The organism is Enterococcus mundtii, assembly GCF_013394305.1.
GTDB lineage: Bacteria > Bacillota > Bacilli > Lactobacillales > Enterococcaceae > Enterococcus_B > Enterococcus_B pernyi.
Genome location: NZ_AP019810.1, coordinates 1 through 22,640, shown reverse-complemented (window position 1 = coordinate 22,640; position 22,640 = coordinate 1). Strand labels below are relative to the sequence as shown.

Genomic DNA, 22,640 nt, shown 5'->3' with positions numbered 1-22,640 from the left:
TGTTACTTGTGATCCTCGTCTTATTTTACTACAATCATTCACTGAATACTAAAAACTAAATCAATAAAAAAGACACTCTGACGTAGCATCAGCTATGGTTCAAAGTGTCTTTTCGCGTGTCACTAAATGATTATTTGATGGGTAACTGGATCTTGAAATCCACACCTACAGGCAAGTGATCTGACACAGTCAATTGTCCCTTGTGTTGCTCGATCAATTGTTTTGCGATTGCTAAGCCAAGTCCATAGCCACCCGTTTCCTTTGATCTAGCTTGGTCTTCACGGTAAAAGCGATCAAAAATCCGGTTTTTGTCTTCATCACTGATCGCAGAACCTGTATTTTTGACATGGATCACCCAGTCTTTATTGGTGCTAGCTGATGTGACAATGATCTTGTCGTGTTCACTCGTGTACTTGAGTGCGTTATCTAGCAAAATGACTAATACTTGATGGATTTTTTTCGGATCAACTAAAACACTCATGTCTGCTTGGTTATCGACTATAAATTCTTTTTGATCAATCGTTGCCATCTCTTGGAAGGGTTTGATCAATTCAGCGATAAATCCTTTTGTTTGTAGTTCTTGCTTTGCGAGCGTATCTTGACTCGAATCGCTTCGTGCTAAGGTCAATAAATCAGAGGTCAAGCCAGTCAGGCGTCTTGTTTCAGCCAATGCTTGCGCAATACTTTCAGATTCTTCGATGATCGTATGATTTGGTTTAGTAAAGAGGTGTTCCAAACTGTTTTGGATGATTGTTAAAGGTGTTCGCAATTCATGGGAAGCATTTTCCACAAATTCTCTTTGTCGGCGCCATGATGCTAAGATCGGACGCATGTTGAGCTTAGACAAATAATAGCTGACGCCAATGGAACCTAGCCAAAAGAAAATCATACAAAGGATCAAAATCGTTTGGAATGTTCGCAGAGAAGAGTTGATTTGATTGGTATTTTCTAATACTTGGACGTAGGCAACTTCTCCTTGATTTGTTGCTTTTTTAGTAATCGATCGAAAATAAAGGGGCGTTCCTTGGTCAGCTTGTGCAAGCTCAATGTCTTGGATCGTATCTAACTGACTCGTATCCAGCTTGATCCCTTCGATTTGATTAAAACGACCACCAATGGTTTCTTTATTCAAGACTTCACCTGATGCAGACCACAAGATCACTTGAGTATTGAAACGATCGCCTTCAGGTAGTGACTCTGTTTGACGTGGGGGGATCTGGGCGTTGAAAAAAGGGTTTCCCTGTTGATAACGTTCGATTTCTAATTGCACCATACGCGAGTTCATTGAGACATTCTTCAACATCAGGTTGGTCTCACGATAGGCTGACTGATTCAATAAATGTAGAATGATTCCTCCAAGCAAAAGAAAAATCAAGGCAAAGGCGGTCACATTGGCTGCAAAAAGTTTTGTACGTTGTTTATTGAAAATACTGTCTGTCATCGCCTCACTCTCCCTGTAAGATGTAGCCGACATTACGCAACGTTTTGATTTCTTTATCCAAGCCGGTCTCTCGAAGATGTTTTCTAAGATTGCTCATATAAACTTCAACGACAGTGATCGTCGTGTCAGAATCAAAGCCCCAGATACGGTCGAAAATCTGCTCTTTCGTCAAGATGATCCCTTTATTTTGCAAGAAATAAACAAGCAACTCAAATTCTTTTCCTTGAATCGGAAGTAGTTGTTTCTTGTATTCGACGGTATTTTGTTGCAAATCACAGATGATTCCTTGATACTCCAACGTATGTTCACTGAAGAGTCCGAGTGAACGTTTCAATAATGCTTTGATCCGCATCAGTAATTCTTCACGATAAAATGGTTTGGTCAAATAGTCATCCGCACCACGTTCAAATCCTTCAATTTTGTCTTCTAAACCATCTTTTGCGGTCAAGATCAGTACCGGCGTCAAGATGTTCTTTTTCCGAAGATGCGCTAATACTTCATATCCATTCATTTCAGGGATCATCAAATCAAGAACTGCTAGATCATAAACACCAGATTCCAATTCATATAAGCCTTCGCTGCCATCATAGACTTGGGTCACTTCACCGATTTCAGAAATGATCTCTTTGATATTATCCGACAATACGTGATCATCTTCGACCACTAATAATTTAATCATACATTCCACCTCTATTGCTTTCACCATATAAGTTAATTTTACCATGATTAGCATAAACAAAACTTAAATTTCGGATTAAGTTCCGTTTAAGCTAACCTTTGTATGATAGATGACATCACTTGATACGACAGGAGGAAAAAAATGAAATTAAAAAATGTATTCCAACGCAAAGAAACAAAATATCTGATCCCAACGGCACAGTTCCATTCTTTTTTAAAAGACTTGAAAAAACAGATGCAGATCGACGAATATGGGCTGCATACTATTTTATCCTTGTACTTTGATACACCAGACGATCGTTTCATTACCAATTCTATGACGAAACCAAAATACAAAGAAAAATTCAGAGTAAGAAGCTATGGCATATCACAGGAAACATCAATGGTCTTTCTAGAAATAAAAAAGAAGGTCAACGGAATTGTCTATAAAAGAAGAATGCCACTCACTTATGCTGAGTATCTGCAATGGCTTGATCAAAAATATTTTCTCAAGAATGAAGCCGAACAAATCCCACAGGAAGTGAATTGGTTGTTCAAAAGAAATCCAGATTTGTCGCCTAAAACAATGATCATTTATGAACGAATTTCACTATTTGGCACGTCAGATCCAGATTTTCGTGTGACGTTTGATCAGAACATCCGTTTTCGCAGTACCAATTTGGATCTATCAATCACAGGGAAAGAAACTTTGGTTGCTCCTGAGATTGGCATACTGATGGAAGTGAAAGCGCTAGGGGCGTATCCCTTGTGGTTTGTGGAGCTGTTGAACGATTATCAGCTAAGAAAAGGGAGCTTTTCAAAATACGCAGAAACGTATCAGCGACATTTATTCATTCAGACAAAGGAGAGAAAGAACCATGCTATCTAGTTTAATCGAATCAGGGACAACCATTCAACCTAAAGAATTATTGATTTGTATCGCCACTTCATTAGTTTTAGGGTTATTAGTTGCAATTATCCATATGCAACGTAACGTCTATACGAAAAGTTTTGTTGTTACCGTCGCTGTTTTGCCGATACTGGTTCAATCAGTCATCATGTTGGTCAATGGCAATCTTGGAACAGGCTTGGCGGTCGTCGGTGCCTTCAGTCTGATTCGCTTTCGTTCGGTTGCCGGTGGTTCAAGAGAAATCACTAGTATTTTTTGGTCGATGGGCATCGGGATTGCTACAGGGATGGGCTACGTTGCATACGTGGTGATATTCTCAGTTATCGTCGCGCTCTTTTTACTACTGCTTTATCTTTCATCTTTTGGCAATCAGAATAATGTAGCTGAGCGAGAATTGAAGGTAACGATTCCAGAAGATTTGGACTACCCTGAACTGTTTACCGATATTTTTGAGAAGTATACGTATACGCATCATCTCAGTTCTGTGCGAACAACGACAATGGGGAGCTTGTACGAGTTACGCTATATTCTTCTCTTGAAAAATCAACAGCAGGAAAAAGAAATCATTGATCAAATACGTGTTCGCAATGGTAATTTACCAGTCGTACTCGGTAAAGTAGCCACGAATCGTGATGAATTATAAAGGAGAAACTCGCATGAAAAAATTCTATTCATTAATCGCTACCAGCCTCTTATTAACAGCCTGTTCCTCAGCAAACTCAGCTTCTTCGGGTAAAACTAGCACAGAGGAAACAGATACAAGTACAGTGACAGATCTCTCGACAGATACGACATCTACGGAATCAGAAACGACGTTCGGTAATTATGAGACAGAAGATCTAACAACTAGCTATGAGGAAAGTTCCGCTGTCGACATCCAATTAGGGGAGGAGACAGAAGTGACAGGAGAAGGTGTCGAAGTTTCTGATAAACAAGTAACGATCACGCAAGGAGGGACTTATGTTCTCAGCGGAACATTGACTAATAGGCCATTGATCGTGAACGTGCCGAAAGAAGAAAACGTCCACCTGATTTTCAACGGTGTAACGATCATCAACTCTAACGGACCGGCTGTTGATATCCAACAAACAGAAAAAGCGATAGTGACTTTAGCAGACAACACTGAAAATCACTTAGCTGATGGAAAGACATATACACTTACTGAAAATGAGACTGAGCCAGATGCCACATTGTACAGCAAAGAAGATTTGACGATCAATGGTACTGGCACATTGACTGTCGATGGCAATTATAGTAACGGGATTCGTAGCAAAGATGACTTAGTCTTGATCTCTGGAACCTATAAGATCAATGTAAAAAATAACGGATTGAAAGGAAAAGATGCGGTATCGGTCAAAGGTGGAAGCTATCAGATCACCACCGAAGAAGGGGATGGCATCCAAGCAAATGGAACAGAGGACGAGACAAAAGGTGCTGTTGCGATCGACGGCGGGACTTTCAATATAAACAGTGGAAGAGACGGCATCCAAGCAGAAACATCCATCCGTAGCCAAGGAGCAGAAATCACGATCCAGACGGCCGACGGAGCCGATAGCACGAACTTAGATACAAATGAAAGTTACAAAGGCCTAAAAGCCGGGAATAATGTGTTGATCAGTAGCGGAAACTATACCATCAAGAGCGCCGATGACAGTATCCATACCAATAACAGTGCGGAAATAACAGGCGGGACACTCACATTAAGCTCTGGAGATGATGGGATTCATACAGACAACGAATTGACCTTCAATGGCGGCACAATTGACATCCAGCAATCCTATGAAGGAATTGAATCAGCAGTCATCACCTTCAATGACGGAGAGATATATGTTACTGCTAGTGATGACGGGATCAATGCTGGTGGTGGCAGTGACACAGAAACGACCACTGGACAGTTTGGCGCTGACAGCTTTGGTGGTCCACCGGATGAGGCGGATGAGAGCAAAGAAGTCAAGATCAATGGTGGGACAATCTACGTTGATTCAGAAGGCGACGGTTTAGACAGCAACGGGAACATTGAGATGTCTGGCGGTACGATGCTGATTGACGGCCCCGTAAATGGTGGTAATGGTGCATTGGATTATGGTGGGACATTTACTCTAACAGGCGGGACATTTGTCGCTGCTGGTTCAAGCGGGATGGCGCAAACCGTCAGTGATAGTTCTACTCAAGCGACAGTAGCGATCAGCTATGACACTGTTCAACAAGCAGATACACTCATGAGTTTGCAAACAACCGCAGGGGAAGCAGTGATTGCGTATCAACCTGCTAAAAATTATCAAACAATCGTAGTCTCGTCACCACAGCTTGCAGTTGGGGAAACGTATACGATTGCTACCGGTGGCACGACTCAAGCTGAACTTACGAATGGCTTTAGTGAACAACTATCAATCAGTGATGCAGAAGATTTAGGCACGTTCAGCTTCGCAGATACGTCAATGACGATTTCTCAATCTGGGGAAGAAGTTTCCTTTGGTCAAATGGGGCCAGGAGGTTTTTAGTTCCATCACCGAAGAGAACGAAGGATAGTGATCCCAAGAATAGCGTGCGAACAAGCGCCATTTTTGGGATCATTTTTTTGTTCATCACTACTTTCGTAACAGATTGCAAACGCTTGTGTCACATAGAATATGGCTATCTAGTGTGTTTTTTTCTTAAAAATACTAATATTATGAACGAATTTATCAGACGAAGCAATTGACTTATTGGATGCACAAGCGCTATACTTTTATCCAGTGACACTTTGTCACTCATGAAGAAATCGAAATGGAGGAATCAAAAAAATGTTTTTAGCGATAAAAGAAATGCGCTATGCCAAACTACGCTATGGGCTGATTATTGGAATCATGTTCTTGATCGCTTATGTTGTGTTTATGTTAACTGGTTTAGCAAGTGGACTCTCCGAAGAGTTCAAAAAAGCAATTGTTGACTGGCAAGCACAAGAAATCGTGCTATCAGAAGATGCCAATAAAGTCTTTGCTGCCTCTCAATTGACGAGAGAAGATCTGGATCAAGTAGACGCAAAAGACAAAGCGCCTATTGGCTTATTCAGCGGAGCAGTCAAAGCAGAAGAAAAGGAAAATATCACTGTATTTGGGACGACACGCGATGCGTTCTTATTGCCTGATTTATTAGAAGGCGAGATGTTCAAACAAAAAAATGAAATCATTATTTCCAAAAATATGGCAGATCTAGGTTTTTCGATTGGCAAAAAAATCAAAATCGGTAGCTATGATGAAGAACTAACAATCGTTGGGATCTTCCCTGAAACTTATTACACGGTGGGGCCGGTCGTTTATACAGACCTTGATACATGGACACAGTTGAAATTTGGCGATCAGCCTTTTGCTTCGGATGAGAAGAAGCCGATCAATGCCATTGTCACGAAACAAGCTGCCACTATCCAATCGGATGGGGCATCAAAAACATTACAAAAATTGTCGATTGACGACTTTATTCAAAGTCTCCCAGGTTATTCTGCACAAAACATGACATTGAATGCGATGATTTATTTCTTGTTTGTCGTTGTTGCAGCAGTTGTAGGCATCTTTATGTATGTGATCACCTTACAAAAAACAGCGATTTTCGGTGTGATGAAAGCACAAGGGATCAGAAATTCATTTATCGCCCGTTCCTTACTAGCACAAGCATTCATCGTAGGAGTGGTTGGTGTAGCATTCGCAGTAGGGCTTGCTTTCTTGACTAGTTTGATCTTACCGACTGCCATGCCTTTCGCGATCATGTGGCCTCAGTGGCTTTTATATAGTGGGATATTGATACTCGTAGCAATGATCGGTGGGCTATTCTCCATTCGGACAGTCGCTAAAGTTGATCCAGTTATTGCGATAGGAGGGTAATAGAAAAATGAAAGAAATCTTGACAATGAAAAATATCGTCAAAAAATTCGGCAACGGCCGAACAGAAGTGACTGCACTAAAAGAAATCAATTTTTCAGTGAAACAAGGAGAATTTGTCAGCATCATCGGCCCTTCTGGTTCAGGGAAAAGTACATTTTTAACCATCTCTGGTGGTCTTCAAACACCTACTTCAGGTGAAATTCACATTAACGGTCATTCGTTTTCTGAATTAAATGAAAAAAAACGAGCAGACTTACGCTTTAAAGAAATTGGCTTCATTTTACAAAGTTCAAATTTGATCCCTTTCCTAAAAGTCAAAGAACAGTTTTACTTAGTCGATCGTGTCGCTAAGAAAAAAGCAGGGGATGAGCGAATCGACGAATTGCTGAAATCATTGGATATCTATGAGTTAAAAGACAGTTATCCAAAAGATTTATCCGGTGGAGAAAGACAACGAGTAGCGATCGCAAGGGCTTTATTCAATGACCCAAGCTTGATTTTAGCGGATGAACCCACAGCAAGCTTAGATACGGATCATGCCTATGAAGTTGTCAAATTGTTAGTCAAGGAAGCCCATGAGAAGCAAAAAGCGACCGTCATGGTCACGCATGATTCTCGGATGATCCAGTGGAGCGACTGTGTCTATCGCATGGAAGACGGCTATTTAAAAGAACAAGCTAAAGCTTAAGCAGTAAGGAGAGTGTTTATGCCAAAAGAAACATTTTTCAATATTTCCAAAGAAAAACAGCAATGGATCTTAGAGATTTTATTAGATACATTTTATGATCAGCACATCAGCCAAGTCAAAGTTTCAGAAATCGTTGAAGCAATGGGGATGTCTCGTGGTGCATTTTACAAATATTTTCAGGATTTAGAAGATGCGTATACGTTTACTGTCCGAAACTATTCCAATCAAGTCCATGGAGATATCATCGCTTCGATCAATCGAAATCGAGATCATTTTTTCTTAGGAATCGAAGAATATCTCGCCTGGTGTGGACAGCTAAGTAAAGATAGTTCTTATTGGCGATCCATCAAATTACTCACACGTGCAAACGATCTAGGTTCAGCGAAGCGTTCAAATGATCAAGGTGACACATCGATGGTTGAACAATGGCTTGATTTGTTAAAAATCAACCAGATCGTCATGGCTACGACAGAAGAAGCCATCAGCTTTTTATATTTCGTGATGGCTCTTGTCATGAATTCTTTGACAGATTATATGATCAACCAATGGACAGCTGAAGAACTAGTAGAGGATTTCCGCTATAAAGTCAAATGGCTAGAGATAGGGGTAAAGAGTAAGGCTAATAGTTAGACAAGTCTATAAATAAAAAGAAGCATCTACTTCCACATCATTCTTTGTAATTGGGAGTAGGCGCTTCTTTTTTATACAATAGCTGAATAACCATGATTAAAGCTTGATGGTAAACATCTGGAGCATTGATCATCTCAAGTCAAGACAACTTTTATCCCCACCTCATCGAAAAAAATAGGTTTTCTATTGACTTGGAGTTTACTCCAGAGACTATACTAAATAATGAAGATACATATACAAACCAACAGGAGGTCTTTAAATGAAAAAACTTTATCTCATGCGTCATGGTCAAACCTTGTTCAATCAATTAGGGAAAATCCAAGGGGCTTGTGACTCTCCATTGACAGAAGCTGGGATCAGACAAGCAGAGGTGGCAAGAGACTATTTTGAAACCAATCAAATCACCTTTGATGCGTATTATTCATCCACACAAGAACGAGCTTCTGATACGCTAGAAATCATTATCGGGGAAAAAGAATATCAGCGATGTAAAGGGTTAAAAGAATGGAACTTTGGCCGATTTGAGGGAGAAAGTGAAGCATTGAATCCTAAACGACCAGTTGGCGAAACTTCCTATGGTGATTCATTTGTTCCTTATGGCGGTGAGTCGGCAAAAGAACTCCAACAAAGAATGAACACGACCTTGATCGACATCATGGAAAAAGAGCACCAAAGCGTGTTAGCAGTTAGCCATGTTGGTGCCATGTATTTATTCATTCAAAAATGGTTGCCTTATAAGCAAGTGGCCAAGATAAAATTTTCAAATTGTTGTATTTTAGAATTCGAGTATAGCGATCGTCAATTTTCATTCATCCAGGCGATCAATCATCAATTTTAAGTTTTTTTGATGAATGAAGTTTTATACGCCCATACTAATAGCCCAAAGACGAAACGAAGGATTCAGTCTTTGGGCTATTATTTTGTTACTACAACGCTTACTTCTTGTATTCCTTTAACAATCCTTTTTGGATCAACTCTTGTTTTTCTTTCAAATTCAATAAATTTTCTTGGTAGTTTTGCGTATACATCAAGGAGTATAAGGTATTCAAGACATAGTCGAAGGCAATTTGAGAAGAGAATGTAGCAACTTTCGCAAAATCATACTCTTCTTGAGACACGACCAACCGCATGGCTGCTTTCTTTGCCATTTCAGACTGTTCATTTCCTGTGATCAATAAACTAGGTGCGCCAATATGTGCTAGATAGGTAAGAATACGTTCGTAATGATGGATGCGTCCACTATAGCTAATAAAAATCCCGCAGTCATTTTCCGTCAAATTAGCCGCATTCCAGGACGAATCGCTATATTCTTCGGCTAAGATCAAGAACTTATTTAGTTTAACTAATTTATTTTGGAATTTCCGAGCAGTTGTTTGCGAATCACCTTTTGCAAATAAGAAAATGCGCTCTGCTTTGTTTAAAACAGTCGCGATGGTTTCTAACGATTGATCTTCCATTTGAAATTGCGCTTTTTTGATAGCTTGAATGGATAGATCTGCCATTTTTTTGGCAATCATCTTCGCATCATCATCAACGGTAAAAGGAAAATTAGGATCGATGACTTGATTGAACTGAGCAACCAGTTGGTGGACTTCTCGTCCTAATTCAAAGCGAAATTCTTTAAATCCGCTATAGCCGATTTTTTTACAGAATCGGATAATGGCGGAATGGGAGGTATAGGTCTCCTTTGCCAGCTCTTCAATCGTCATATAAACTGCTGCTTCCAAATTCATCCGCAGATAATCGGCGATCCGTTTTTCATTTGTAGTAAATGTTTCTTGTTGGGTTAATTTTTCTTCGATAAGCATCCATCACACACCTCCAAATCTATCTTACTGAATAACTAGAAAAATAACCACTTCTTTTTACAGTAGTCTAAGATTGAACATCTTTTTCAAAAATATCGACATTCTTTCAATTTCTTTGAACATTTCTACCAAAAAAACTAGAGTCGGCTTTCTTTTACCTATTGTGCGCTATACTCAAGAAAAGAAATCATTCGAAAGTAGGAGGAAACGACATGTTAACAATCGCATATTTAGGTAATGGTAAAAGTACCAATCGCTATCATTTACCCTTCTCAAGAAGGCTACCAGACAAAATCAACGTCAAAAAAATCTACTCTCCATCAGCACCAATTTGGGAAACTTTTGATGAGATCGAATATACCGATCAATTGTCTGATCTGTGGAATGATCCTGAAATCCAATTAATAGTCATCACGACACCAAGCCAATTTCATGCAGAATACGCCAAACTTGCTTTGGAAAATGGCAAGAACGTGTTAGTCGAAAAACCTTTTGCAGAAACTTCAAAAGAAGCAAAAGAATTATTCGATTTAGCAGCGGAAAAAGGACTATTTATCCAATGTTATCAAAATCGCCGCTTTGATTCGGACTTTTTGACTGTCCAAAAAGTGATCGAAAGTGGAAAGCTTGGTGATATTTTAGAAGTGGAAATGCACTATGACTACTTCCGTCCAGAAATCCCAGAGGGTACAAAGGAATTTTCAGTTGCCAACAGCTACTTATATGGCCATGCTTGTCATACAGTGGATCAGGTCCTTTCTTATTTTGGTGAACCAGATGATATCCGTTACGATGTCCGTCAATTACTAGGAACCGGCCGAATGAATGATTACTTTGATTTAGACTTTTACTACGGTCGAATGAAAGTTTCGATCAAATCAAGTTATTTCCGTATCAAAGAACGTCCTAGTTTTGTTGCCTATGGCAAAAAAGGGATGTTTGTCAAACAAACAAAAGACCGACAAGAAGAACACTTGAAAATGTTCTATATGCCTGAAAACGCGGACTTCGGGATTGATCAACCGGAACACTATGGTGTATTGACCTATATTGATAAAGAAGGAACTTATCATGAAGAGAAAGTTGTTTCTGAAGTCGGAGATTATCGCCGAGTGTACGAAGGAATCTACGAAACGTTGATCAATGGTGCAGAAAAAATCGTAAAAGATGAAGAAACGTTATTACAAATGAAAATATTAGAAACAGGTATCCAACAGATTGAAGAAGCAAAAACTGCATTTGAAAATTAAGGATATTGTTACATCCAAAAGGGGATACTCTTTTTCCAAGTAATGAAAGAATCGAGCCGTAAATCCAAAGGATGATTTACGGTTTTTTCGTTTATCCTGCCCACTGATTCACACAATGCAACAACAAATTCTCAAAGAGCAAATGCTAAATTTTCATTCGCCTTTTGTTTGATTTTCTGTTACTATTTAGTAAACAGTAAACAAGAGGTGAGTAAATGGCATCTATACGTGATATCGCAAAAATCGCTGGGGTTTCAGCAGCGAGTGTTTCCCGTATCCTGAATGAAGATCCCACATTTAGCATCAACGAACAAACGAGGATACGTGTGATTGAAATTGCCAATCAATTAAATTATTCTGTCGATAAAAATAAACGCGGCAGTCGAAGTTTAGGAGATGAAATGACGATTGCCTTGATCGTTCGACATCAAGAAGAAGCAGAATTAGATGATCCCTATTTTCGCAAAATCCGTGGTGGCATTGAAAAAGAAGCAGCAAAGTGGCGTTTTCGCACGATCCGTGCTTTCCATATGAGAGATGCCCATAAAGAATGGAAAGAGTTAGCGAAATATGGTGCAGTGATCATGATCAGTGAAATGACGATTGAAGCAACGAAAAAAATCGCTACAATCAATCCCAACTTGATCTTGGTGGATAATTACTCGAACTCTGAGGAATTTGATTGTATCCAAACCGACTTCCAACAAAAAACCGTTGAAGTATTAGAAGTTCTCTATAAGAAAGGCCATCGAAACATCGCATTTATCGGTGGATACAGCAGTCAAGTAGCTGAAAACGGTGAAGTTCATAAAAACAAAGAAGAGATCCGAGCGGAATCTTACCTTAAATGGATGAAATTAAATGGCCTGCCACATTATGCCAACACCTATCAAGGAAACTGGAAACCTGAAGATGGCCTTCGTTTAGGCAAAGAGTTATTGGCGCAATCCTCACCGCCCACAGCAGTTATCGTCGCCAGTGATCCGATGGCAGTAGGTGTCTATAAAGCAATCAGTGAAGCAAATAAAAAAATCCCTGATGATATTGCTGTCGTGAGCTTTGATGATATCGAAATGGCTCAATTCATGACACCAAGCTTATCAAGTATCAAGGCAAATCCGGAAGAAATGGGGCGTTTAGCTGTACGCTTAGCGAAGGAACGCATGTTAAAAGAACGAACGATGCCGATTCGTGTGATCTGTCACAGTGAACTCGTCTTACGAGATTCCATCGGACAGGACAGTCCGCTTTTAGATTAACTCATTTTGCACATTTAACCCTTGAAAAAGTTCGAGAATCTCTCTTTCTCGAACTTTTTTTGTGTTCTCTCTTGTGTAAACATTAAGTAAACAATTATACTCACCAAGTAAACGTTTGCACATATTAAATAAAAGGAGTTATCCCACATGAAATTTGTCGATAAATTAGCTGAAAAAATGGTGCCCGCTGCAACGCTGATCGCAAATAATAAATATCTACTCAGTCTCCGAGATGGTTTTATGATGGCTTTTCCCGCAACAATGTTTGCTTCCATCATGATCATTATCCAAAATTTGCCAACAACATTTGGCTTCGCTACTTTTCTGCCAGAAGCATTCAATACCTTTTTAAATGAGTTCTTTGGTCCTGTTGGCAATGCGACAATGAGTATTTCTGCACTTTTTATTGTATTTGGGATTGGTTATCAATTGGCTGGGCACTACAAACAACCACAAATCTTTGCTGGTGCCATTTCACTTTCTTGTTTCATCATGCTGTTACCGTTTGGGAGCGATGAAACCATGGGTACGTTTATTCCTTTATCGAAGCTAGGCGCTGAAGGGATGTTCGTGGGTATCTTGACAGCAATCGTCGCTACAGAAATCTATAGCCGGATCAGTCGCTCAGGGTTTACGATCAAAATGCCAGAATCTGTACCGCCGATGATTGCTGAATCTTTTGTGGCCATCATCCCTGGAGCTGCTCCTTTGTTTTTATTCAACATCATCCGCTATCTATTTACTTTTACCACCTGGGGAAATGCAGTCGATTTCGTTTATCAGATGTTGCAACAACCTTTGATGGGACTTGGCGGAACTTTACCAGCTGTATTGATCGCTGTTTTCTTTACGCAACTTTTCTGGTGGTTCGGTATCCATGGCACGTTAGTCATCAATGCAGTGATTGATCCAATCATGGGTGCTTTAGCCATCGAAAACTTTGAAGCATATAAAAATGGCGTTGAGCAGTTGCCACATATCATCAATACGACCTTTATGGGGGTGTTCGTCAATCAAGGAATGCAACTTGGTATTTCGATCACGATGGCGTTCTTTATTGCTCGCTCCATCCGAATGAAGAAAACGATGAAAACGATCATGGCGCCAGCGATCTTTAATGTATCAGAACCAATGACTTTTGGACTGCCCGTCGTGCTGAACCCTATAGCATTCATCCCTTGGATTCTAGCGCCACTAGCTTCTACCACGATTTCATACTTTGCGATTTACTTCGGCTTCGTTCCTCGTCCAATCGGGGCAACGGTTGTCTGGACGACGCCGATTTTACTGTCAGGGTGGTTAGGAACTGGTTCGATCACCGGCGCACTTTTACAAATCGTAACAGTAGTTGTGATGACACTGATCTGGGTGCCTTTCTTAGTTGCAATGGACCGTGAATATTTGAAGGAAGAACGCCAACAAGTGAAACAAGAAAAAGAAAACCAACTGATGGATGGAAAAATCACCATAGAAGAACAGTAGGGAGTGATTCGTATGCGGATCGATACCTTGAACTACCGAAAGAAAATACCGACACACCCCGCACATTTTTACCAAGTACTTCTTGAAGAACAATTAAACTATTTTCACAGCAAGGACTCTTCAATTACCGAGCTGACAGAAGGAGCAGCCGTCACGACTGCGCTTCAAACAAAACTAGGGCAAGCGACTGTCGAAAGTACGCTAACGATCCAACGTTTAGTCAAAGATGAACTACTTGAAATGACTACTGATTACTCCGGTGGAAAAATCATTCAAACCTACCAACTGAAACGTCATGATGAGCAGCAGTTCACATTGTATTATTCTGAAAGAAATGAACTGGTTGATGCCAAAACGCAGCTGAGTTTGCTTTTTGTCCTGCCATTTTATAAATTCTTTTACAATCGTCAGTTAGCCAAAAGAGTCAATTATTTGATACAAAAGCTCTGATTTCTCCATAAACAAGGAATGGAGGAACAAAACGTCGTTCTCTTCATTCCTTGTCTGTTTTACTAACTAAAAATTAAGAGGTGTTGCCTTCCATGATTGAACAATTAAATAACCGCATATTTCACATGAATAATTCGCAAGTTAGCTTTATTCTCCATGTCATGCAAAATGGACAGATCGAGCAGATTTATTACGGGAAACCTTTACATGGCTTATCTGTCGAAGAAATCGACTACTTGGTCACAGATCAAAATAAATCTGCTGGAACAGTCAAGTTTTTTGAAGATGACCCTAACTTTACGTTGACTGATCATCCACAAGCATATCCTGTGTATGGTTCTTCTGATTTCAAAGAAGGCGCGATCGAACTTTCAAGCAACAAAACGCCTTACTACACAGATTTCCGCTTTGTCGAAGCCACGACTAAAAAAGGCAAGAAAAGAACCTTAAACTGTCCCGCTACCTATGGGAATGAGGAAGAAACTGAAACACTCTCATTGCGATTAATGGATCAGGAACGTCAGTTAGAACTAATACTTCATTACACATTATTTTACGATTCCACCGCCATTGTACAAAGTCAGACGCTGATCAATCAATCTGAGGCAGAGTTACAGATCCATCGCATGCTTTCAGGGGTCTTGAATCTTTCTACCAAAGCATATGATTTCACTCATTTTTCAGGTGCTTGGTTAAAAGAACGGCATGAAAAGAAACGACCGCTTGAACAAGGAGTCGTAGCGATTGGCTCACTAAAAGGTGCAAGTAGCCATCAGCATAATCCCTTTATCCGGCTAGAACATCAAAATTCAACGCTTGATCAAGGAGAGGTCTATGGAATGAATCTCGTTTATTCCGGTAATTTTCTCGCTCAAGCAGAAGTGGATGAATGGGATAAAACGCGAGTGATGATCGGTATCCATCCGACACAATTTACTTGGGCATTAGCGCCTAAGGAAAGCTTTACGACACCCGAAGCAGTCTTGATGTATAGCGCTGCAGGTATGAATGGTCTTGCCAAACAATTGACACATTTTATCGAAAACTATCTGATTGATCGTCAATGGCAAGACACGCCACGGCCAATCGTCTTCAACAACTGGGAAGCAACGTATTTCGATTTTACTGAGGAAAAACTCTTGTCCCTTGCGACCATTGGAAAAGAATTAGGGATGGAATGTTTTGTCTTAGATGATGGCTGGTTCGGCAAACGAAACAATGATCGTTCCTCATTAGGTGACTGGACGCCTGATAAGCAAAAATTCCCACACGGTTTGGCTTCCTTTGCAACAAAGCTCAAAAACATTGGTCTTCAATTCGGCATGTGGTTCGAGCCTGAAATGATCTCTCCTGATAGTCAGTTATTGGAAAAACATCCAGATTGGGTGGTGAAACATCCCTATTCACGTATCTCGGTGGGACGTGGACAATATGTGCTTGATTTTGCGAATCCGGCGGTTGTTGAAGGAATCTATGAGCAAATGGCAAATATCATCGAAGAAACGAATTTAACTTATATCAAATGGGATATGAACCGCAATATTACTGAAGCCTATTCCGCTTATTTAGAAAAACAAGGGATGCATCAACAGGAGTTTTTCCATCGCTATGTCCAAGGCGTCTACACGCTTTACGGTAAATTATTGACCAGCTATCCTGATCTTTTGATTGAAGGTTGTGCTGGCGGGGGAGGGAGATATGATTTAGGTATCTTATTTTATAGTCCGCAAATCTGGCCTAGTGATACCAGTGATGGGTTGGAACGCTTAAGTATTCTTAGCGGAACAATGGCAGGATACCCCCTTTCTAGCTTTAGTAATCACGTCTCTGCTTCTCCGAATCATCAAGTATTACGTGAGACCTCTTTATCATTCCGCCAAGATGTAGCCATGTTTGGGCCTTTAGGCTATGAATTAGACCTATTGACTTTGACAGAAGCAGAAAAACAACAGATCAGCGACCGGATCACTTTTTACAAAGCCCATCGTCAGTTGCTGACTCATGGTGAATTTCTCCAGATCTTGCCAAATCATCCGTATGATAATGAAATTTGTTGGGGGGTATTTAATCACGATCGGTCAGAAGCAATCATTGGTTTTTATCAAAAATTAGGACGTGCAAATCCAGCTGCACAGGCATATTTACCACTTCCAGAATGCCTGAATAAGGATAGTTATTATCAAATCAATGAAAAAGAAACGATTAGCGGTCATTTCCTGATGAATGTTGGTCTGAAAAAACCACATTTGTTCAATGGAGCCAACCATACGACGTACCAACTTGCAGGAGACTGTCAATCATTCGTCTATCATTTGGTAGAAAGGAGGGAAATGAAGTGAAGACTTATAATGACACACGTTTACTCCATGGTGGGGATTATAATCCGGAACAATGGTTGAATCACCCTGAAGTTTTGAAAAAAGATTTTGAGTTGATGGACAAAGCACATGTCAATACCGTAACTGTCGGGATCTTTTCATGGAGTACATTAGAACCAGAAGAAGGGGTTTATCACTTTGACTGGTTGGATAAAGTGTTTGAAGAGATGCACAAACGTCAAGGACGTGTGATCTTGGCCACACCAAGTGGCGGACGACCGCAATGGCTGAGTGAAAAATATCCAGAGGTGAATCGAACGAATGCAAAAGGACAAAAGCATCATCATGGCTTTCGCCATAACCATTGCTACACATCCCCTATTTATCGAAAAAAAGTCCAGCAAATCAATCGGCGTTTAGCTGAACGATATGGTGTCCATCCGGCATTATTGCTGTGGCATATCAGTAATGAATACTCAGGAGAATGCTACTGTCCACTTTGTGCAGCCAAATGGCGTGAGTGGGTCAAAGCGAAATATCAAACCTTAGAAGCGGTGAATGACGCTTGGTGGATGACATTTTGGAGTAATGATTATTCCAGTTGGTCACAAGTTGTACCACCTTCGCCTCTTGGAGAACATAAAGTACATGGCATGGACTTAGACTGGAAACGATTTGTGACAGATCGGACGATCGATTTCTTTTTTCATGAAATCGAACCGATCAGAGAACTCACACCAGCAATCCCAGTAACGACTAATTTTATGGCAGAAGGCCATGATCAACATGACTTTATTCCCTTGGAAGGACTTGATTATTCCCGATTTGCTGAAGTTGTAGATATCGTCAGTTGGGATAGCTACCCCGACTGGCATAACCCGTACGAATCCTTACATGTGACCGCCATGAAATCAGCTTACGTCCACGATCAATATCGTTCATTGAAGAAACAACCGTTTCTCGTGATGGAATCGACGCCTAGTTACGTGAATTGGCACGCATTCAACAAGGCGAAGAAGCCAGGGATGCACCTGCTCAGTGGGATGCAACAACTGGCACATGGGTCAGATAGCACACTCTATTTTCAATGGCGGCAATCACTAGGAAATTCCGAAAAATTCCACGGGGCGGTGATCGAACATGACAATTCAGAAAACAATCGAGTCTTCCAAGAAGTAGCGGCTTACGGAAAACGATTAGACACTTTGTCTTCGATCAAAGGTACACAAACAGAGGCAAAAGTCGCTATTTTATTTGACTGGGAAAGCAATTGGGCATTAAAAAGAGGCGGTGGTTTTGGTCGTCCAACTCGTCGTTATATCCAAACACTACAAGAACATTACCGATTCTTTTGGGAAAGAGATATCGCTGTTGATATTTTGACGCCAAATCAAGACTTCTCTAATTATGCTTTAGTCGTTGCACCAATGCTCTATTTGATGCGGGAAGAAACAATGGTTGCACTCTCAGAGTATGTCAAAAATGGTGGTACGTTGATTGGTAGCTATTTTACCGGAATGGTCAATGAACACGATCGGTTACATCTTGGAGAATGGTCACAAGTATTGCAAACACTTTTTGGTGTCTTGCCAAAAGAGCTTGATACGCTTTATCCAGGTGAACACAATCAAATCCTTTACAAGGAACAAACGTATCAAACAAAAGACTACTGTGGTATCGTCAAAGAAACGACAGGGAAGGTGAGGGCTACTTACCAAAAGGACTTTTATACTGGTACGCCAGCTTTAGTTGAAAATCGCTTAGGGAAGGGGACTGCTTATTATTTAGCGGCTCGTACCAATCTCGTTTTTTTAGAAGTATTTTACCAACCGATCATCGAAAAATTAGCGTTGCAACAAGGAATCGTTAAGGCATCACATCCAAAAGTATCGATTCAATCGCGAACAGATGGGACACAGAGTTATTACTTTCTAATGAACTTTTCTGATGAGATGCAACAACTTGAGTTACTTGATCCTCACTTGGCTATCGAAACAAATCAAACGCTTACTGGTATACTAACGTTTGCACCTTACGAAGTGAAAATTCTAAGGAAAGAAAATTAATACGAATGAATACGCCTTTATGTTTTGACAGTTATTTTATTCTTGTTGTAGGATAGAGACAGAGCAACAAGGAGGACGAGAACATGACAAATTATGATGGAGAAAAAGAAAAACGCTTAAGAGGGTCAATGGCGCCTAAAACAGATGATGAAGTTGCATTAGCCGGAACTAATTCAGGTGAAACAACAAATAAAGAAGAGGCGTTAGCTGGGACCAACTCCGGGGAAGAAAAAGAAGTCGCGATGTCTGGTTCAAATGCTGTGGAAGAAGAGTCTGAGCATCCTGCAAAGAAACATCATTTGAAGGACGAACTAGAAGAAGTGGTAGAAGAAGCGAAAGAAAAATTTGACGCTTTTAAAACGAAACACAAAGAATAAGTAATCAAAAAAAGAACTTGTATCCACATGAGCCATGTTGAAGGCTTACGGATGCAAGTTCTTTTCTATTTTTTCAAAATAAGTCAAAAAGAGTTTTTTTCGGACCAGCCTTTCATTATAAACTATGATTGCTTATTGTATGTCTAAAGGAGGTGAAACATAGTGGTTGGTCAAACAGACATCATTCAATTATTGACAAAATATTTTATCAATAACACATCTATGATCATCGGTATCACAAGTTTTGTTATTGTTTTGTGTGTTTTTATTTCTGTAAAAATGGTTGCACAACCTAAAATGGAGAAACCATCTAAACAAGCACTCGCCAAAAGTCGGTATAAAAAGAGTAAGTAATCACTGGAACAAAGAGGAGTAGGGGGAAAAAGAAAATGGGCATGTTCTGGGTTTCAACATTTATTGCGCAACAGCAGGAAAATTTTTCACCATCTAGACAAGCAGGTAAGCTTGCTGCTTTTGTTATGGCGTTTATTATTCAGTTTGGTTTTTCTGGCTTTTTTACGGTTTACTTACTTGTCGTAATTATTTGGCAAATATTCAAATATATAAAAAGAGTGACTCGTAAAGATCGCAGGCATTTTAAAAAAGAAGTTGCGGCTTCATATAAAGTCCAAGAAGAAAGAGTTAAAAGCAATATAGAAAAAGAAAAGGCCCGAGCAAGTAGACAAAGTGATGTCTTTGAGCCATGGAACCAGAATGAGGAGCAAAAAGATTGAGGAACTTTATACTGTATCAGTTTCATCGATTATTCAATACAAATACATATCGGGAAATGTTATTCCAACGAATCAACGAAGCCATCTATTCGACTTATCATGCTGCAAACTATCCTAAATCTACTGGTGAAAATGAAATGGAGCGGTTAGCTAAGAAGCTCAAGCGCAGCGAAAGAAGAAAAAACTTGCTCCCTAAACTTGGTGATCCACTCTATAAAAAACCTTCTTCAAGAATTTATGTCGAAGATTTACAACTAAAAATTTCTCCTACTCGTTTGGAAGAAGATCCTAATTTTAGTTATATTTCACGACAATCCAGTACCAATTCTTTACCTGATGAACATCAAACTTATCAACCAACAAAACCTGAACTTATGTCTTTACGATCTAAAGTTAAAAACCTTTCACCGCAAATGACTGCTTTAGCAAAAGCAAATGATCCTTCAACTAAAGAATTGCCCACTTCTCGTAAAGAAATACCAAGAGTGAGAAGAACACAATCTGACTATAAACGTTATTGACTTTCTATAAAAAAAAATTATAGTATATATAATTTCTATATTATTGAAAAATGATGGTAATCGATTTATAATTTTCATGAAAATAACAAAGAACGGATGAAAGGTGTGTTAGACATGAAAAAAACAAGTCGTAAAGTTGTAATCGTAGGTACAGGATTTGTCGGTACAAGTATTGCTTATGCGATGATCAATCAAGGTGTTGCCAATGAACTTGTCTTAATCGATGTCAACCAAGAAAAAGCAGAAGGAGAAGCTTTAGACTTACTAGATGGAATGGCATGGGGCGAAAAGAACGTTTCCGTATGGTCTGGCACGTATGAAGAATGTCAAGATGCAAATTTAGTGATCTTAACTGCTGGCGTGAACCAAAAACCTGGTCAAACTCGCTTAGATCTAGTGAAAACAAATGCAACAATCACTCGTCAAATCGTTAAAGAAGTAATGGCTTCAGGATTTGATGGTATCTTCGTTGTTGCTTCAAACCCAGTCGATATTTTAACTTACTTAACATGGCAAGAATCTGGTTTACCAGCTTCAAGAGTGGTAGGAACTGGAACAACTTTAGATACAACTCGATTCAGAAAAGAAATTGCTTTGAAACTTGCAGTTGATCCACGTAGCGTACACGGTTATATCTTAGGTGAGCATGGGGATTCAGAAGTAGCTGCTTGGTCACATACTACAGTCGGTGGTAAACCAATCATGGAATATGTTGAGAAAGATCATCGTTTAGAAGAAAATGATTTAACCGTACTTGCTGACAAAGTAAAAAATGCAGCTTATGAAATCATTGACCGTAAAAAAGCAACTTATTACGGTATTGGTATGAGTACGACTCGAATCGTCAAAGCCATCCTAAATAATGAACAAGCTGTACTACCAGTTTCAGCTTACTTAAATGGCGAGTATGGTGAAGAAGATATCTTTACTGGTGTGCCATCGATCGTTGATGAAAATGGGGTAAGAGAAATCATTGATCTATCGATCACACCTCAAGAAAAAGCAATGTTCCATCAATCAGTCAGTGAATTAAAAGCCGTACTTGATACTGTACGCTAACATCAGCAATGAAATGAACAAAAAACGGGAACAATCGGAATAGCAAAAAAATTATTTCCGATTATTCCCGTTTTTTTTGATGATAGAAGAGTATATAGAAAAGAAAGGAGTATTTATGGGTATAGCTATTATTAATGAAAAAATAATGCCTTTAGTTGGTATTGCGTTTCTATTATGGATCGTGATTCTCAGTTTATTACTTATCTCTTTACTATGGAAGAATAAGAAAGCAAAGTACAGCTGGGATAAAAAAGGAGCCAAGGTTGTTCCGTTAGTTTTGGCTGTTGTTTTACATATTCTATTTGGAGTATTTATTGGGATTATTTTTTATCATATTTCTGTGATCCGTTTTTAGTGAATTATAAGAACATTTGAACGGAGAAGAGGGCATTCGTAGATAGAGAAAAAAGAGGCTATAGGGCTTAGACTCTTACAATTTGTTGAATTTATCAACGATTTTCTTCTTCTCCATTGCGATTTTTTCTAAGTCTAAAATCGCTTTCTTTGCACGCATCAGCTCGATCATTTCAATCATATCTTGTTCATTGGCTTCATTTAATATGTACTGTTTGATTTTTTCTTTCTCCAGTTTGACAATTTTCATTTTTTATCACCACAGTGATTATTCTATAGATAACATATCACATTAAACTTGGCCTAAGAGAACCAAAAAAGTGATTTTCGAGGAAAATAAGGAACTTAAATAGCTAAGTTATTTAAAGTAATGATAATAGAAAAAGATCGTTAAGATACGATTCATGAATAAACATATGAAATTAGCAAAACATATTATTAAAATGGCTGATATAGATTAGTTGATGATAAATACATAAATTGACGAAGTCATAAAAAATTCTTGAGACCAACTGAAATCTGATGCAAGAATGTCAATCTGATATTTTGTAGATTGTAGGAATATAGATTTAAAATCTAAGTTTTCTGTAAACAGATGGTTGGTAAGTAATAGAAAATAAACAAATCAAGTGCAAAATAATTTTAAAATTTTGCAGAAGGGCCAAAAATCGGTTTTGTGGTAAAATTCGGATTAATTCAGATTGATAATGGTTTATACTTCATTTGAATCTACTTTGTATAATATATATTATGTAAACTAGAATAAATAAAAAATGATT

Annotated in this window: 23 protein-coding genes; 19 read left to right on the top strand and 4 right to left on the bottom strand. The window is 39.2% G+C overall.

Going from position 1 to position 22,640, the window contains the following annotated elements; all coding sequences use genetic code 11:
• Positions 1–130: 130 nt before the first annotated feature.
• Together HZ311_RS00115 and HZ311_RS00110 are read right to left on the bottom strand one after the other, a co-directional pair.
• Entirely contained in the window at positions 131–1,441 is a 1,311-nt protein-coding gene (locus tag HZ311_RS00115) for a sensor histidine kinase (protein ID WP_023519669.1), read from the bottom strand.
• Positions 1,442–1,445: 4 nt separating this feature from the next.
• Complete coding sequence (locus HZ311_RS00110; protein WP_010735458.1) at positions 1,446–2,120, bottom strand: response regulator transcription factor; 675 nt, start codon at positions 2,118–2,120, stop codon at positions 1,446–1,448.
• A gap of 141 nt (positions 2,121–2,261) precedes the next feature.
• Between HZ311_RS00110 and HZ311_RS00105 the strand changes: the two genes are divergently transcribed.
• From HZ311_RS00105 to HZ311_RS00075, 7 genes are all read left to right on the top strand, one after another.
• Positions 2,262–2,987, top strand: coding sequence for a polyphosphate polymerase domain-containing protein (locus HZ311_RS00105; protein ID WP_023519668.1), 726 nt, complete (start codon positions 2,262–2,264; stop codon positions 2,985–2,987).
• Positions 2,977–3,651, top strand: coding sequence for a DUF4956 domain-containing protein (locus HZ311_RS00100; RefSeq protein WP_023519667.1), 675 nt, complete (start codon positions 2,977–2,979; stop codon positions 3,649–3,651). The genes HZ311_RS00105 and HZ311_RS00100 overlap by 11 nt, the downstream gene beginning before the upstream one ends.
• A gap of 13 nt (positions 3,652–3,664) precedes the next feature.
• Entirely contained in the window at positions 3,665–5,509 is a 1,845-nt protein-coding gene (locus HZ311_RS00095) for a carbohydrate-binding domain-containing protein (protein ID WP_023519666.1), read from the top strand.
• A 282-nt stretch (positions 5,510–5,791) separates the two neighbouring features.
• Positions 5,792–6,865, top strand: coding sequence for an ABC transporter permease (locus HZ311_RS00090; RefSeq protein WP_010735463.1), 1,074 nt, complete (start codon positions 5,792–5,794; stop codon positions 6,863–6,865).
• A gap of 7 nt (positions 6,866–6,872) precedes the next feature.
• The gene (locus HZ311_RS00085) at positions 6,873–7,553 is read left to right on the top strand and encodes an ABC transporter ATP-binding protein (protein ID WP_023519665.1); all 681 of its coding nucleotides are present in this window, start codon (positions 6,873–6,875) and stop codon (positions 7,551–7,553) included.
• An 18-nt stretch (positions 7,554–7,571) separates the two neighbouring features.
• Entirely contained in the window at positions 7,572–8,183 is a 612-nt protein-coding gene (locus HZ311_RS00080) for a TetR family transcriptional regulator (protein ID WP_010735465.1), read from the top strand.
• Positions 8,184–8,442: 259 nt separating this feature from the next.
• Entirely contained in the window at positions 8,443–9,021 is a 579-nt protein-coding gene (locus HZ311_RS00075; RefSeq protein WP_178946385.1) for a histidine phosphatase family protein, read from the top strand.
• 97 nt (positions 9,022–9,118) lie between these two features.
• On the opposite strand, the gene HZ311_RS00070 is transcribed toward HZ311_RS00075, so the two are convergent.
• Positions 9,119–9,991: a MurR/RpiR family transcriptional regulator gene (locus HZ311_RS00070; RefSeq protein ID WP_010735467.1), complete on the bottom strand. Its 873-nt coding sequence runs from the start codon at positions 9,989–9,991 to the stop codon at positions 9,119–9,121.
• Between the two features lie 212 nt (positions 9,992–10,203).
• Between HZ311_RS00070 and HZ311_RS00065 the strand changes: the two genes are divergently transcribed.
• The 12 genes from HZ311_RS00065 to HZ311_RS00010 all read left to right on the top strand — a co-directional run bounded on the left by HZ311_RS00065 (position 10,204) and on the right by HZ311_RS00010 (position 21,862).
• A complete protein-coding gene (locus HZ311_RS00065; protein WP_178946384.1) occupies positions 10,204–11,241 on the top strand; it encodes a Gfo/Idh/MocA family oxidoreductase in 1,038 nt (345 codons plus the stop codon).
• A 215-nt stretch (positions 11,242–11,456) separates the two neighbouring features.
• Entirely contained in the window at positions 11,457–12,500 is a 1,044-nt protein-coding gene (locus HZ311_RS00060) for a LacI family DNA-binding transcriptional regulator (protein ID WP_023519663.1), read from the top strand.
• Between the two features lie 147 nt (positions 12,501–12,647).
• Positions 12,648–13,982, top strand: a complete 1,335-nt coding sequence (locus tag HZ311_RS00055) for a PTS sugar transporter subunit IIC (RefSeq protein ID WP_010735470.1) — start codon at positions 12,648–12,650, stop codon at positions 13,980–13,982.
• A gap of 12 nt (positions 13,983–13,994) precedes the next feature.
• Positions 13,995–14,432, top strand: coding sequence for a DUF3284 domain-containing protein (locus HZ311_RS00050; RefSeq protein ID WP_010735471.1), 438 nt, complete (start codon positions 13,995–13,997; stop codon positions 14,430–14,432).
• A 92-nt stretch (positions 14,433–14,524) separates the two neighbouring features.
• Entirely contained in the window at positions 14,525–16,771 is a 2,247-nt protein-coding gene (locus tag HZ311_RS00045) for an alpha-galactosidase (protein WP_178946383.1), read from the top strand.
• Positions 16,768–18,816 carry a beta-galactosidase gene (locus HZ311_RS00040; RefSeq protein WP_178946382.1) on the top strand — a complete coding sequence of 683 codons (2,049 nt, stop codon included), beginning with the start codon at positions 16,768–16,770 and terminating at the stop codon, positions 18,814–18,816. The genes HZ311_RS00045 and HZ311_RS00040 overlap by 4 nt, the downstream gene beginning before the upstream one ends.
• An 83-nt stretch (positions 18,817–18,899) precedes the next feature.
• A complete protein-coding gene (locus HZ311_RS00035; protein ID WP_023519658.1) occupies positions 18,900–19,193 on the top strand; it encodes a hypothetical protein in 294 nt (97 codons plus the stop codon).
• A gap of 162 nt (positions 19,194–19,355) precedes the next feature.
• Positions 19,356–19,547 (top strand): hypothetical protein, encoded by a 192-nt coding sequence (locus HZ311_RS00030; protein WP_019724541.1) that lies wholly within the window; start codon positions 19,356–19,358, stop codon positions 19,545–19,547.
• A gap of 35 nt (positions 19,548–19,582) precedes the next feature.
• On the top strand, positions 19,583–19,927 hold the full coding sequence (locus HZ311_RS00025) for a hypothetical protein (protein ID WP_023519656.1): 345 nt from the start codon (positions 19,583–19,585) through the stop codon (positions 19,925–19,927).
• Entirely contained in the window at positions 19,924–20,448 is a 525-nt protein-coding gene (locus tag HZ311_RS00020; RefSeq protein ID WP_137072439.1) for a hypothetical protein, read from the top strand. The genes HZ311_RS00025 and HZ311_RS00020 overlap by 4 nt, the downstream gene beginning before the upstream one ends.
• 114 nt (positions 20,449–20,562) lie before the next feature.
• Positions 20,563–21,507, top strand: a complete 945-nt coding sequence (locus HZ311_RS00015; RefSeq protein WP_034688252.1) for an L-lactate dehydrogenase — start codon at positions 20,563–20,565, stop codon at positions 21,505–21,507.
• A 115-nt stretch (positions 21,508–21,622) separates the two neighbouring features.
• Positions 21,623–21,862, top strand: coding sequence for a hypothetical protein (locus HZ311_RS00010; protein WP_023519653.1), 240 nt, complete (start codon positions 21,623–21,625; stop codon positions 21,860–21,862).
• 75 nt (positions 21,863–21,937) lie between these two features.
• Here the strand turns inward: HZ311_RS00010 and HZ311_RS00005 are convergent, their stop codons facing one another.
• Entirely contained in the window at positions 21,938–22,111 is a 174-nt protein-coding gene (locus HZ311_RS00005; RefSeq protein ID WP_010735481.1) for a hypothetical protein, read from the bottom strand.
• Positions 22,112–22,640: the final 529 nt, after the last annotated feature.

Coding starts and splice junctions, on each gene's coding strand:
- HZ311_RS00005 (WP_010735481.1), bottom strand. CDS start 22,111: ATGAAAATTGTCAAACTGGAGAAAGAAAAAATCAAACAGTACATATTA.
- HZ311_RS00075 (WP_178946385.1), top strand. CDS start 8,443: ATGAAAAAACTTTATCTCATGCGTCATGGTCAAACCTTGTTCAATCAA.
- HZ311_RS00015 (WP_034688252.1), top strand. CDS start 20,563: ATGAAAAAAACAAGTCGTAAAGTTGTAATCGTAGGTACAGGATTTGTC.
- HZ311_RS00090 (WP_010735463.1), top strand. CDS start 5,792: ATGTTTTTAGCGATAAAAGAAATGCGCTATGCCAAACTACGCTATGGG.
- HZ311_RS00050 (WP_010735471.1), top strand. CDS start 13,995: ATGCGGATCGATACCTTGAACTACCGAAAGAAAATACCGACACACCCC.
- HZ311_RS00035 (WP_023519658.1), top strand. CDS start 18,900: ATGACAAATTATGATGGAGAAAAAGAAAAACGCTTAAGAGGGTCAATG.
- HZ311_RS00025 (WP_023519656.1), top strand. CDS start 19,583: ATGGGCATGTTCTGGGTTTCAACATTTATTGCGCAACAGCAGGAAAAT.
- HZ311_RS00065 (WP_178946384.1), top strand. CDS start 10,204: ATGTTAACAATCGCATATTTAGGTAATGGTAAAAGTACCAATCGCTAT.
- HZ311_RS00010 (WP_023519653.1), top strand. CDS start 21,623: ATGGGTATAGCTATTATTAATGAAAAAATAATGCCTTTAGTTGGTATT.
- HZ311_RS00055 (WP_010735470.1), top strand. CDS start 12,648: ATGAAATTTGTCGATAAATTAGCTGAAAAAATGGTGCCCGCTGCAACG.
- HZ311_RS00115 (WP_023519669.1), bottom strand. CDS start 1,441: ATGACAGACAGTATTTTCAATAAACAACGTACAAAACTTTTTGCAGCC.
- HZ311_RS00105 (WP_023519668.1), top strand. CDS start 2,262: ATGAAATTAAAAAATGTATTCCAACGCAAAGAAACAAAATATCTGATC.
- HZ311_RS00085 (WP_023519665.1), top strand. CDS start 6,873: ATGAAAGAAATCTTGACAATGAAAAATATCGTCAAAAAATTCGGCAAC.
- HZ311_RS00045 (WP_178946383.1), top strand. CDS start 14,525: ATGATTGAACAATTAAATAACCGCATATTTCACATGAATAATTCGCAA.
- HZ311_RS00060 (WP_023519663.1), top strand. CDS start 11,457: ATGGCATCTATACGTGATATCGCAAAAATCGCTGGGGTTTCAGCAGCG.
- HZ311_RS00080 (WP_010735465.1), top strand. CDS start 7,572: ATGCCAAAAGAAACATTTTTCAATATTTCCAAAGAAAAACAGCAATGG.
- HZ311_RS00110 (WP_010735458.1), bottom strand. CDS start 2,120: ATGATTAAATTATTAGTGGTCGAAGATGATCACGTATTGTCGGATAAT.
- HZ311_RS00095 (WP_023519666.1), top strand. CDS start 3,665: ATGAAAAAATTCTATTCATTAATCGCTACCAGCCTCTTATTAACAGCC.
- HZ311_RS00100 (WP_023519667.1), top strand. CDS start 2,977: ATGCTATCTAGTTTAATCGAATCAGGGACAACCATTCAACCTAAAGAA.
- HZ311_RS00070 (WP_010735467.1), bottom strand. CDS start 9,991: ATGCTTATCGAAGAAAAATTAACCCAACAAGAAACATTTACTACAAAT.